The sequence below is a fragment of the Pseudidiomarina fusca genome (assembly GCF_032227045.1).
GTDB classification, from domain to species: domain Bacteria; phylum Pseudomonadota; class Gammaproteobacteria; order Enterobacterales; family Alteromonadaceae; genus Pseudidiomarina; species Pseudidiomarina fusca.
This window is the reverse complement of record NZ_JANFPJ010000024.1, coordinates 17151-29182: the sequence shown is the minus strand read 5'-3', so window position 1 is coordinate 29182 and position 12032 is coordinate 17151. Positions and strand designations below refer to the sequence as shown.

Sequence of the window (12032 nt, the reverse complement as noted above, 5' to 3'; positions counted from 1 at the left end):
AGGCACCTACTCAGACTCTTTTTAAGCCTGAAAGTTCCCTCATTCTAGCAAAAACGACGCTGCTGACAATGGTTGTGAGATCTTTAATCTCAGGTTTAACTTAAGGGCTAAGCTAGGTCATTTCAATGGTTCGTACATGTTTTCTTACAGCAAGGTACGATCCAAGCAGCCCCAACCCAATTGCCACTAACCATAACACCATCATTTCACTAAAGTTTAAGCCTTCAATACGAAATTGGCTTTGATACAGTTCACTGACGTGAGCAACGGTACCGCTGATCCACCAAATGATCAATGCCGTTGCTACCCAAGCAATCACGCCACCCACCAGGCCATACCAAATACCCGTATACAAAAAAGGCCGCTGAATATAGGCATCGGTAGCACCCACCAATTTCATCACCATGATTTCATCGCGTTTGCTATTGATATTTAAACGGATGGTATTGCCTACGATTAACACCACCGCCACACATAACAACAAAGCTAACGCTGATAAGCCATGGCGTATCACCGCTAAAATAGCCTCCAGCCTCGTCAGCCAATCTAAATCTAAGCGCGCTTCAGCTACTTCACGCTCTTGTTGTAACTGGCTAAGCAATTGCCGTGCTGCAGCCGCACTGCGCTGTGCTGCTACCGGGGTTACAATAAGCACATCCGGCAAAGGGTTCTGTTGCAATGCCGCCAACGCATCACCAAAGCCCGACTGTTCTTTAAACTCGCTCAAAGCTTGTTGTTTATCAATCCAACGTACGGATTCTATGGCACTAGACAAGCTCAAACGCTTATGCACAGTGTCTACTTCTTGCTGGGTTAAGTCTTTGCGCAAAAACAGCGTGATTTCTGCTGCATTTTGCCAATCCGCACCCAAGCTTTCCGTATTTTTAACCACCACGTATAGCGTTGCTGGTAGCGTTAAACTTAACCCCAGCACCGCCATCGTCATCATGCTAGCCAACGGATAACGTAACAATTCGCCAAGACTCGCCAAGGCTTGTTGCACATTGTGCACCCAAAACATGACAAAACGTTGAAGCTTTGAAATATTGACTTGGCTTGCCCCTTGTTGGCGTGATCGGAATAATAAACTCATGGCTTAATTCTCCTGTAAGCCATCGTTGATCATACGCCCATCACGCAAGGTTAGGGTGCGGTAGCGTAACCGCGCAATCAGGCCTAAATCGTGCGTTGCAATCAATACAGAGACCCCTACCCGATTAAATTCTTCAAATAACCGAATAATATCCATAGATAGCTTAGGATCTAAGTTGCCGGTAGGCTCGTCCGCCAACAATAACGGCGGTTTATTGACCACGGCGCGAGCTATCCCAACGCGCTGCTGCTCGCCGCCCGATAGCATATAGGGGTAGTGCCGAACTTTGTCCAACAGACCTACTTTCTCTAGTGCTGCATGAACCCGCTTTTTCGCTTCGGCCATACTGTAGCCTTCAATGAGTAAGGGCAGTGCGACATTGTCTAACACGGTTTTATCCATCAGCAGGCGGTGGTCTTGAAAAATCATCCCAATATCACGCCGCACATAAGGTACTTGCCGTGCCGAGATCCGTTTTAAATCGTGACCATTAATGAGCACACGGCCAGCACTTGGACGCTCAAGGATACTTATTAATTTGAGCAAGGTACTTTTACCTGCCCCCGAATGACCCGTTAGAAACGCCATTTCACCTGGTTCCAGATGAAAGCTCACGTTGTTTAATGCCTGAAAGCCACCAGGGTAAGTTTTGCTTACTTGCTCAAATTTAATCATGCGTTATCACTGTGGGTTAACTCGCGCTGAAACAGCGCTGCAACAAACTCGTCCGCGACAAACGGGCGCAAATCGTCAATACCTTCGCCTACCCCAATATAACGAATAGGAATGTTAAATTGGTCGGCGATAGCGAAAATAACCCCACCTTTGGCGGTGCCATCAAGCTTGGTTAAAGTGATGCCAGATACCCCCACAGCTTCAGTGAAAAGCTTGGCTTGGCTGATGGCATTTTGCCCTGTGCCAGCATCTAGCGTCAGCATCACTTCATGCGGTGCGGTTTCGTCTAGCTTGCGCATCACCCGTACCACTTTTTTCAGTTCTTCCATCAAATGGGCTTTATTTTGCAAGCGCCCGGCCGTGTCAGCAATCAATACATCAACCCCGCGCGCTTTGGCGGCTTCTACCGCATCAAAAATCACGCTAGCACTATCAGCGCCCGTATGCTGCGCAATAACAGGGATATCATTGCGCTCACCCCATACTTGCAATTGCTCGACCGCTGCAGCCCTAAAGGTATCGCCAGCAGCTAGCATCACCGATTTGCCTTGGCGTTTAAATTGCTGGGCTAACTTACCAATAGTGGTGGTTTTACCTACTCCGTTCACACCTACCATCAAGATCACAAAAGGGCCATCTTGATTCACTTGTAACGGTTGTTCAACGGGCTTAAGGATCTCGGTTAAATCTTGTTGCAACAGGTCATACAAGGCATTGGCATCTTTCAACTGATGGCGGTTCGCATGCTGCGTTAAACGGTCGACAATACGCTGCGTGGTGGGGACCCCAATATCAGCCGTAAGCAACTGCGTTTCTAATTCCTCAAACAATTCATCATCAATTTTTTTGTCTTTGAACAAGCCCCACAAGCCATCGCCAATAGCACTTGATGTTTTTTTGAGGCCTTGGGTCAGGCGAGCCCATAAACCTTGTTTGGCCGGTTTAGCTGCCTTTTTAGCGGCTACCTCTGCAGTGACTTGGGCGCACACTTCGGCCGCATCAGGTGCTGCTACCGCCGCCACTGTTGCCGGCTCGGCTGGTTCGGCTGGCTCAACTGACTCAACTGGCTCAACTGGTTCAACTGGTTCAACTGGTTCGGCGCTTTCGGCTGGTTCTGTACTTTCAGTTAGTTCGCCAACTACAACTGCTTCTTCGCGCTCGGCTGGTTCGCCAGTCTCCGCTATCGTGGCTTGGTCACTCACTGAATCACTGTTCGAATCTATGCTTGGATCAGTGGCAGAATCAGTGGTTGCTGGAGTTGAGGTTACCTCGGACGCCTCTTTGGGCTTGTCTTTTTTACGAAAAAACGAAAATAACGATCCTTTGGCCATGCTTGCTTTACCTTTGGAAGTTCTGTGCTGCTCGGTTACAATGCCCAACAGTTTACCATGTCAAACCCTAGAAGGCGTACTTTAGCATGCCAAACCGCTCAAACAAGCAGAAAAAAGCCAGCCACAAAGGTGCTGGCGAACTCCGCCTTATTGGTGGTTTTTTGCGTGGCCGCAAATTAAGCATCGCTGATTTACCAGGGCTACGACCAACCACCGATAGAATTCGCGAAACCCTATTCAACTGGCTGCAGTTTGAGCTGGCCCAACAACGCGTGCTAGACGCCTTTGCTGGCAGCGGAGCGCTAGGTTTCGAGGCGCTCTCACGGGGGGCAGCGAGCGTGACCCTGTTAGAGCGCAATAAGCAAGCCGCGACCTTATTGCAACAACATGCAAAGGTACTCAACCAAGCCATGCAGGCCAGAGACCTAGCAGAGCCTTGTCAGGCCGAGGCACTAGCAACGGATGCTTTAACCTATTTAGCGCAACCAGCGCCGCAGCAGTTTGATGTGGTCTTTATCGACCCGCCGTTTCAACAAGGCCTTGCTGATAAATGCATTGCGGCACTTGAGCAGCAGCAATGGCTAGCACCAGACAGTTGGGTCTATGTAGAAACAGAGGCGAATTGGATTGCGCAAGTGCCACCTCACTGGCATTTGTATCGAGAGAAGCGAGCTGGTCAAGTCGCCTTTCGCTTATATAAAGTAACTAGCACCAACGTGACTCCGATACCAGAGTAACAGTTAATTAGGATAACAATAATGAGTATGGCAGTTTGGGCAGGACGTTTATTATTTGCTTTGGTTTGGGGCGCAATGTTGGCCAATTTAATCTGGCCGTTTCCTGGTAAAGGTTTTGCTCTTTTTCTCATCTTAATGATGGTACTGATTGCGGTGCATTTGTTGCAATTACTGATGTTTGTCACCGTCTACAAAGAGCATATTTTGTGGCGACGAGGTGACTATTGGCAAATAGTCATTTTTGGCATTATTGGTTGGCTTGCCATTGTCCAATCACAACCGCAACGCCAACCAAAGTAGAGTCGTTAATCAGCTAAGCTAACCCCAATATTGGAGACGCCTTCGTCTGCTACCATTTGGCGCACCTGTTGCACCAGTGCCTGACTTGGTTGAGGCTGGCTGGCGGCAAGGGTCTCCAAAAAGTTTAACATGGCTTGTTGCACTTCAACTTCGTACACCGCCAACTCATGCTCGCGTAATAGTTTGCGGCGCTGCTCGGCAGACATCTCAGCACCTTCGGTTAGCTCAAGGAATTTCGCTACGCCAGCTTGAGATACTTTTGCGACGCTAACAAAATCAGCGCTGTTGTTATCCATCAGTCCTTGCAATAAAGTACTGATTGCGGTGCAAGCATCCATCGCCGGATAAACACCAAGCATATCGTGGCCATGTTCGCTAGGCGTCTCGTCATCGACTTTCTCTTGCCAGCGAGCAAAGTTCACTTTAACTTTCTTAGGTTGCCAGACCCATTCCCAACAGGCATTAAGTGCACCTTGCAAGGGTTTTGGATCACCAAAGCCGGTGACCTGATGAAAGAGTTCATAGTTAGGTAGCATGCGCTGACACAAATAGAGCGCCAGCAGCGTTTGATAAGGCATAGGTAGCGCACGAATGCGCTCAAAAGTATTGAGTACCGCCATAATGTCCTCATATTTATTTAGTCACAGGAGTATACATGCATTTATCACTAAACACCGAATACTCTGAGGTTGTTGCAGCAGCAAAACGACTGGCGGGGCGCACTCGGCGTACCAATGTCATCGTCAATCAGCACCTTAATGACGCTTTAGGTGCTACCTTGATGCTCAAATGTGAACATACTCAGCACACGGGGGCCTTTAAATTTCGAGGCGCTTGTAATGCCCTTTTGCAGCTTACCCCAGCGCAACGTCAAGCGGGGGTGTATACGGTTTCTTCAGGCAATCATGGTGCCGCTTTAGCTGCGGCTGGGCAACAGCTGGGTATTGCAGTAACCGTTGGGGTCGCCACCAATGCCTCACCGATAAAACGCGCGAACATGCAGCGCTATGGCGCCGAATTGATCGATATAGAGCCTGGCATGGCTGCCCGTGAAGCTTTTGTCGCAGCTCGCGAACCTAGTGGTGGCATCTTTGTGCCACCCTACGACCATCCTCACATTCTGCAAGGCCAAGGCACGGCGGCGCTAGAATTATTACAAGAGTATCCAGAGTTAGAGGTGTTACTCGCCCCGCTTGGTGGCGGCGGTCTGTTAAGCGGGACTGCGATCGTGGGTAAGCAGCACCAAGTAGCCAACGTGTATGGGATTGAACCTGAATTAGCTGCCGATGGCTATGCCAGTTTTAAAACCGGTGTGTTGCAACCAGCAATGCCACCGTTGAGCATTTGTGATGGCTTGCTCACCCGCGTCGGAGAGCATACCTTTGCCCGTATTAAAGCGTGGGTAGATAAGATTTTACTGGTGAATGATGACCAAGTGCTGCAAGCCCAAGCACTGGTATGGGAGCACACCCAACAATGGATAGAGCCATCGTCAGCAACGGTTATCGCAGCCATAACGCGCTACCCTGAGCTATTTCAGGGCAAGCGCATTGGCGTGATTATTAGTGGTGGTAATTGTCAGCGAGCAAATAACTGACCTAAGTCTTGGAAGGCCTTAAACTCAAGCGCATTGCCACAGTAATCGTAGAAGAACATGGTGGCTTGTTCGCCCGGCTGGCCAGCGAAGCGAATATGTGGCTCTATCACAAACTTGATGCCTGCCGCGGTCACTTGCTCAGCTAATTGCTGCCATTGCGGCATAGTTAGCACCACGCCAAAGTGAGGTACCGGAACCTCATGCCCATCAACCGGATTATGGTGAGCCACGCCGGCACGCTCGGGTGCTAAATGAGTCACTAATTGGTGCCCAAAGAAATCCCAGTCAACCCATTGTGCCGCGCTGCGCCCTTCAGCTAAGCCCAATACGTTACCGTAAAAGGCTCGCGCTTGCTCAATAGAGCTTACTGGAATAGCCAAATGAAAAGGTTGTAACTGCATTGACCCTACTGCCTCGTGGCTCGTTAATCGTCTTAATTAATGTTTAATCGGCATGGCTGCGGCTGGCTTGTGCCAGAGTCGGTAACCGACTGCCAACATAAGTACCAACCAATTCACTGGCGGTACTAACCCTAAAGTTAGTACCGCTAAGGTATTCCACAACGGCTGGCGATAGTGCTGCCCTACCAATCTATAAAACAACAACGCCGCAAGTAAACCCTGCAATAAAAACAGGCTAATAGGCATAGATGTTCCTTAATGTCTCGTTATTATTGTGGAAATAAGCCTACCTTATCTTCATTGAATTGTAAAAGATGTTTAAATTTTCTGACATATTAAGCGCTTAGAGCACGATCTAAATCTGCAATAAGATCTTCAACGTCTTCAATCCCCACTGAAATCCTTACAAAGTTGTCAAGAATGCCCAACTTGGCACGATTTTCGGCAGGAATAGATGCATGGGTCATGATCGCCGGATGCTCAATCAAGCTCTCCACTCCGCCCAAGCTTTCCGCTAGAGCGAAAATTTCTACAGCTTCTAAAAAGCGGCGTGCTTTATCGAGGTCGCCTTTCAATAAAATAGAAATCATGCCGCCAAAGCCGGTCATTTGTTGCTTAGCGAGCTGGTGTTGCGGGTGACTTGGTAAGCCCGGGTAAATGACTTTTTCTACTTGCGGATGCTGATCTAACCATTGTGCAATCTTCAGTGCAGCAGCATTATGGTGCTGCATACGCAACGCCAGAGTTTTCACCCCGCGCAATGCTAGATAACTGTCGAATGGCCCGGCAATAGCACCTACAGCATTTTGTAAAAAGGTCATTTGCTCAGCTATCTCGGCGTTATCGCCAACCACCGCAATACCACCAACCATATCTGAGTGACCGTTCAAATATTTAGTAGCCGAGTGCATCACCACGTCTGCGCCGAGCTCTAACGGACGTTGATTAAAAGGTGTCGCAAAGGTGTTGTCCACCACAACCCAAATATTATGCTGCTTTGCTAGCTTGCACACGGCGGCAATATCAACCAACTTCAACATCGGATTACTTGGCGTTTCAATCCAAATCATCTTGGTACTGCCAGTAATAGCGGCAGCGACTGCTGCTAAATCGGTTAAATCGACGTACGAGAACTTCAGTCCTGCTGAACGTCCACGAACCTTATCAAATAGACGGAAGGTACCGCCGTACAAGTCGTCCATCGCGATCACATGGTCCCCGCTGTTCAGCAGTTCCATGATGGTTGAGGTTGCGGCCATCCCTGAAGCGAACGCATAACCATGCTGGCCGCCCTCAAGATTCGCTACCGCGCGCTCCCAAGCAAAACGTGTTGGGTTGTGCGAGCGTGAATACTCAAACCCCTTGTGTACACCGGGGCTCTCTTGAATATACGTAGAGCTGGTAAAAATAGGCGGCATGACCGCGCCAGTCGCCGGTTCAGGTGCTTGTCCGCCATGAATAGCACGAGTTGCAAATTTTAGTGTCTTTTGGTCAGCCATAATTACTTCTCCAGCAGGCCTTTCTCGGCCATCCAATCGTCATTATAAAGTTTTGATAAATAGCGATTACCAGTGTCACAAGCCAAGGTAACCACGCGTTTAGGGCTGGTTTGCTCACGGCAATAGCGAAGCGCGGCAGCAATCAAAGTACCGCTTGATGACCCTACCATCACGCCTTCTTTCACCAACAGCTCACGGGCCGTATGAAAGGCTTCTTTGTCACTGATAGCATAAGCTTTGTTAGCTAAGTTGATCTGACAAATATCTGGCACGAAATCTTCTCCTATGCCCTCTACTAACCAACTACCTGCAGTTACTTCTTCATTGCGATTAATCAAAGGTTCTAAAATAGAGCCCTCTGGGTCAGCGAGAACCAAATCAACCTGTGGGTTTTGTTCGCGTAAATAGCTACCAATACCGGATAGCGTTCCGCCTGAACCTACGCCGCACACAAAGGCATCCAGCTGGCCTTGCATCTGTTGCCAAATTTCAGGTCCGGTCGTGCGATAATGAGCTGCCACGTTGGCTGGGTTAGTAAATTGATTCACATAGAACCAACCATGTTCAGCAGCCAAGCGCTCAGCCATATCTTGGTAGTATTCAGGGTGGCCTTTACCCACGTCTGAACGAGTACGAATCACTTCAGCACCCATGGCTTTTAAGTTATTCACTTTTTCTGCCGACATTTTGTCTGGCATCACAATTTTTAGCGGGTAGCCTTTACTGGCAGCAACCAAGGCTAAGCCTAAACCGGTATTGCCTGCGGTAGCTTCAATAATCGTCATTCCAGGGCGTAATTTACCCTGTTGCTCAGCGGCTTCAATCATGCTTACCGCAATACGGTCTTTAATAGAGCCGCCTGGATTCAGCAGTTCTAATTTTAAATACAACTCACAGGGGCCGGTATCAATATTACTAACTTTGACCATCGGCGTGTTGCCAATCATTTCTAAAACGTTCTGATAAACATGCATATGAATGAATTCCGCTACTAGGTTCGCTTAAAATATAATGGCATTATCGCACGGTGCAGTGTTCCATAGCAAAAGCCGGTGTGGCAGAGTAATAGCACCTGAGCTACATAACAATAAAGGATAATCATGGCTAATCAACCGCAACCTCAGTATCAGCAAGTTAGGCGTACATTGTTAACCCGAGCGAAACCAGCTTGGTACCTTAGCACCATTGCTGCCAGTGGCTTGCTGTTAAGTGCCTGCGGCCAACCAACAGCCTCGGTCGAAAGCCCTCAACAACAGTTCATGGCGGCTTTTAAACCTTATTGCGGACAAGCCTTCAGCGCCACTATCGTGGCCGATAATCAGCCGAGCCCAGCCTGGGATCATCCGTTAGTGGTGCATATTCGCGATTGTGAAGCTAATACCATTCGGATGCCGTTGCATGTTGGTGACGATCGTTCACGTACATGGGTACTAACCAGACAACAAACTCAACAACAAGAAGTTATTGATTTTCAACATTATCATTTGCATGAAGATGGTAGCGCGGATGCCGTCTCACCATACGGTGGCCAAACTGTACAAGCTGGCAGCGCTAGTAAGCAGGCATTTCCTGTCGATGAGGCCAGTAAAGCTTTGTTTGTCGCGAATGGATTGGATGTGTCTACCACCAATACTTGGACGTTTGAGTTTGTTGACGCCAATACCCTAAGCTATCAATTGAGCCGGCCGGGTCGTTTATTTGAAGTTCACATTGATCTCAGTCAACCCATACCAGTTCCACCACCAGCTTGGGGTTATCAGGAGTAGAGCCATGCTAGATTTACGGAGCGATACGGTCACCAAACCAACAGCGGCCATGCGTGCCGCAATGGCAGCAGCGCCCGTTGGCGATGATGTTTTTGGGGATGATCCTACCATCAATGCATTGCAACAACGCATTGCCAAATTGGCTGGTAAAGAAGCCGCGCTCATTGCTAGTAGTGGTACCCAAACCAATTTATTAGCTCTCCTCAGTCACTGTCAACGTGGCGATGAGTACTTAGTTGGTCAGGAATATCACACCTATCGCTATGAAGCTGGTGGCGCCGCAGTGCTAGGTGGCATCGTACCGCAACCGTTTGAATTGGAAGCGGATGGTACGCTTAACTTAACTCAAGTCGAAAAACGAATTAAGCCCGATGACCCGCATTTTCCAATCACTCGCTTACTATCTTTGGAGAATACTCATACGGGTAAAGTGATTAGCCAAGACTTTATGCTCAAGGCACGTAAACTCTGCAATAAACATGGCCTTAAGCTGCATTTAGATGGTGCCCGCATTTTTAACGCCTGTGTAGCTAGTGAACAATCACTGGCCACCCTTGTTGAACCCTTCGATAGTGTCTCTATCTGTTTTTCTAAAGGGCTAGGCACGCCCATTGGCTCTGTCTTGGTAGGTTCGCACAAACTCATCGAACGTGCCCGGCGCTGGCGCAAAATGCTCGGTGGCGGCATGCGCCAAGCTGGGATCGTAGCGGCCGCAATGGATTATGCCCTTGACCATCATCTTGAGCGGCTTGCCGACGATCATCGACATGCACAGCAACTACACGACGGATTAATGCAGTTAAGCCAGAACGGCGCTGCTATTACCGTAGAGCCAGCGCAAACTAACATGGTTTACCTCAACTACAACAGCACCGACGACGCGCAAAAAGTGAGTACACACTTACGTGAGCAGGGCATTATTGTTGGAGCAGGCCAACGGCTACGACTAGTCACTCATTTAGATATCAGCAGCCAGGATATTGAACGCGTGATCATTGCTTTTGATCAGGCCTTAAAGTTGTTGTAATTGTTGAAGTAACCGGTCTAAAGCCCGATAACTTAAACTTTCGGCAAGATGGCTACGCTGAATCTCCGAAGCTTGTGCAGCGTCGGCAATGGTTCGCGCTAGCCGCAAGGTGCGGTGATAGGCCCGGTGAGATAACTGCAAGCGCTCGATGGCTTGCACCAAAAACTGATGATCCGCATCACTCAAGCAGCAATGCTCTGCGAGTTGACTCGGTTTAAGTTCAACATTTAAACAGCCCTGTCGCGCCAATTGTACCTCGCGTGCGCTGGCCACTTGCTGACGCCAAAGCGCAGTTAGCGGTGGCTGAGCAACCTCACGCTGGGCGAGCACCTCCGGCTGTCGCGGCACATCCACTTGCATATCGATGCGATCAAGCAAGGGGCCAGAAAGCTTGCCAAGATAGCGCATGATTTGCTCTGGGCTCGAGCGCGCACTTGCCAAGGTGCCATCAAATTGTCCGCACGGTGATGGATTAAGAGCACAAACCAGTTGAAACTTTGCTGGAAACTGCGCTTGGTAACCCGCCCGGCTTATGGTGACGTGACCTGACTCCAAGGGTTCGCGCAGTGAATCTAACACATGACGCTGAAATTCTGGCAACTCATCTAAAAACAAAATTGAGCGATGGGCTAGAGAAATTTCACCTGGCCGCGGCGGTGAACCTCCGCCCACCAGGGCTGCCGCAGAGCAGGAATGGTGCGGCGCTCGAACACAGCGTTGCTGCCAATGTTGGGGCTGCTCCGTTGCGTTTGAAATACTCCGTACTGCGGCTACTTCTAAGCCTTCTTGTTCAGCCAAATGAGGCAAGAGCCCCAGCAGGCGTTGGGCGAGCATGGTTTTGCCAGTGCCCGGGGGGCCTACAAAAAGTAAGTGATGACCTCCCATGGCCGCCAACAATAGCGCCCGCTTCGCTTGCTCTTGTCCAATGACATCGGCAACATCGCCAAAGGGTTCCAAATCGACACGGGGCTCTTGATACTTGATATAAGGAAGCCCATGCGGGCCCTGCAAATGGCTCACCACATCGCGCAGGCTGATGGCCGCAACACACTGTTGTTGCTTTAAGATGCTGGCTTCGGGGGCATTATCAAGGGGAATAACAGCTTCTCGGCCCTCATCTCGACAGGCCAATACCGCCGGCAAAATACCTAATACCGAACGTAAATCACCGTTAAGCGTTAACTCACCAAAAAATTCACGGCTTTCAACTTTTGCAGACGACAACTGCTTATCGGCCACTAATATGCCGATAGCTATAGCAAGATCATAGCGCGCACCGTGCTTAGGTAAATCTGCTGGAGCCAAATTGATGGTGATTTTTTTTGCTTTGGGGAATAAATACCCGCTGGCCATAATCGCTGATCTAACCCGATCCTTGGCTTCGCGCACACCAGCCTGAGGTAAACCGACCATATTGAAACCAGGCAGACCCGCCGCTAGGCAAACTTCTACCGTAACTAAAGGGGCGTCCATACCATACAAGGCGCGCGTATAGACTTGCGCTAAACTGATTGAGCTCATAACCACTCCGTGGTGAAAAGACCTCAGTTTAGCGCGGTAAGAAGCACTTGTTGCTATCGCAATAGCGGATTGCGGCTGCGGATTT

General features: G+C 49.3%; 14 protein-coding genes. 5 read left to right on the top strand and 9 right to left on the bottom strand.

The annotated features are described in order from the left end of the window. Nucleotides 1-112 precede the first annotated feature (112 nt). From ftsX to ftsY, 3 genes are read right to left on the bottom strand one after another with little or no spacing between them, the layout of a single operon-like run. A complete protein-coding gene (ftsX, locus tag NOG12_RS10780; RefSeq protein ID WP_153827060.1) occupies nt 113-1093 on the bottom strand; it encodes a permease-like cell division protein FtsX in 981 nt (326 codons plus the stop codon). A gap of 3 nt (nt 1094-1096) precedes the next feature. Beyond that, nucleotides 1097-1768: a cell division ATP-binding protein FtsE gene (gene ftsE / locus NOG12_RS10775; RefSeq protein WP_153827059.1), complete on the bottom strand. Its 672-nt coding sequence runs from the start codon at nt 1766-1768 to the stop codon at nt 1097-1099. Continuing rightward, nucleotides 1765-3099 carry a signal recognition particle-docking protein FtsY gene (gene ftsY / locus NOG12_RS10770; protein ID WP_313933271.1) on the bottom strand — a complete coding sequence of 445 codons (1335 nt, stop codon included), beginning with the start codon at nt 3097-3099 and terminating at the stop codon, nt 1765-1767. The genes ftsE and ftsY overlap by 4 nt, the downstream gene beginning before the upstream one ends. Nucleotides 3100-3185: 86 nt before the next feature. Here ftsY and rsmD point away from each other — a divergent pair, with 86 nt between their 5' ends. Both rsmD and NOG12_RS10760 read left to right on the top strand, forming a co-directional pair. Beyond that, nucleotides 3186-3836, top strand: coding sequence for a 16S rRNA (guanine(966)-N(2))-methyltransferase RsmD (gene rsmD, locus NOG12_RS10765; protein WP_313933270.1), 651 nt, complete (start codon nt 3186-3188; stop codon nt 3834-3836). A 21-nt stretch (nt 3837-3857) separates the two neighbouring features. Beyond that, on the top strand, nt 3858-4136 hold the full coding sequence (locus tag NOG12_RS10760; RefSeq protein WP_313933269.1) for a DUF1145 domain-containing protein: 279 nt from the start codon (nt 3858-3860) through the stop codon (nt 4134-4136). A gap of 5 nt (nt 4137-4141) precedes the next feature. Here NOG12_RS10760 and NOG12_RS10755 read toward each other — a convergent pair whose 3' ends face one another. Then, entirely contained in the window at nt 4142-4756 is a 615-nt protein-coding gene (locus NOG12_RS10755; protein ID WP_110076738.1) for a YjaG family protein, read from the bottom strand. Nucleotides 4757-4791: 35 nt separating this feature from the next. Between NOG12_RS10755 and NOG12_RS10750 the strand changes: the two genes are divergently transcribed. Continuing rightward, the gene (locus tag NOG12_RS10750; protein WP_110076737.1) at nt 4792-5733 is read left to right on the top strand and encodes a threonine ammonia-lyase; all 942 of its coding nucleotides are present in this window, start codon (nt 4792-4794) and stop codon (nt 5731-5733) included. Here NOG12_RS10750 and NOG12_RS10745 read toward each other — a convergent pair. From NOG12_RS10745 to NOG12_RS10730, 4 genes are all read right to left on the bottom strand, one after another. Further along, nucleotides 5715-6134, bottom strand: coding sequence for a VOC family protein (locus NOG12_RS10745; protein ID WP_110076736.1), 420 nt, complete (start codon nt 6132-6134; stop codon nt 5715-5717). The genes NOG12_RS10750 and NOG12_RS10745 overlap by 19 nt on opposite strands. A gap of 36 nt (nt 6135-6170) precedes the next feature. Further along, nucleotides 6171-6380 (bottom strand): hypothetical protein, encoded by a 210-nt coding sequence (locus NOG12_RS10740; protein ID WP_313933268.1) that lies wholly within the window; start codon nt 6378-6380, stop codon nt 6171-6173. Nucleotides 6381-6469: 89 nt separating this feature from the next. Then, nucleotides 6470-7633 (bottom strand): cystathionine gamma-synthase, encoded by a 1164-nt coding sequence (locus tag NOG12_RS10735; RefSeq protein ID WP_313933267.1) that lies wholly within the window; start codon nt 7631-7633, stop codon nt 6470-6472. A gap of 2 nt (nt 7634-7635) precedes the next feature. Beyond that, nucleotides 7636-8607, bottom strand: a complete 972-nt coding sequence (locus tag NOG12_RS10730; protein ID WP_110076733.1) for a PLP-dependent cysteine synthase family protein — start codon at nt 8605-8607, stop codon at nt 7636-7638. Between the two features lie 126 nt (nt 8608-8733). On the opposite strand from NOG12_RS10730, the gene NOG12_RS10725 reads away from it, so the two are divergent. Together NOG12_RS10725 and ltaE are read left to right on the top strand one after the other, a co-directional pair. Continuing rightward, entirely contained in the window at nt 8734-9399 is a 666-nt protein-coding gene (locus tag NOG12_RS10725; protein WP_110076732.1) for a hypothetical protein, read from the top strand. A gap of 4 nt (nt 9400-9403) precedes the next feature. Then, on the top strand, nt 9404-10426 hold the full coding sequence (ltaE, locus tag NOG12_RS10720; RefSeq protein WP_313933266.1) for a low-specificity L-threonine aldolase: 1023 nt from the start codon (nt 9404-9406) through the stop codon (nt 10424-10426). Here the strand turns inward: ltaE and NOG12_RS10715 are convergent. Further along, entirely contained in the window at nt 10412-11938 is a 1527-nt protein-coding gene (locus tag NOG12_RS10715; protein WP_313933283.1) for a YifB family Mg chelatase-like AAA ATPase, read from the bottom strand. The two genes, ltaE and NOG12_RS10715, sit on opposite strands and share 15 nt — an antisense overlap. Between the last annotated feature and the right edge of the window lie 94 nt (nt 11939-12032).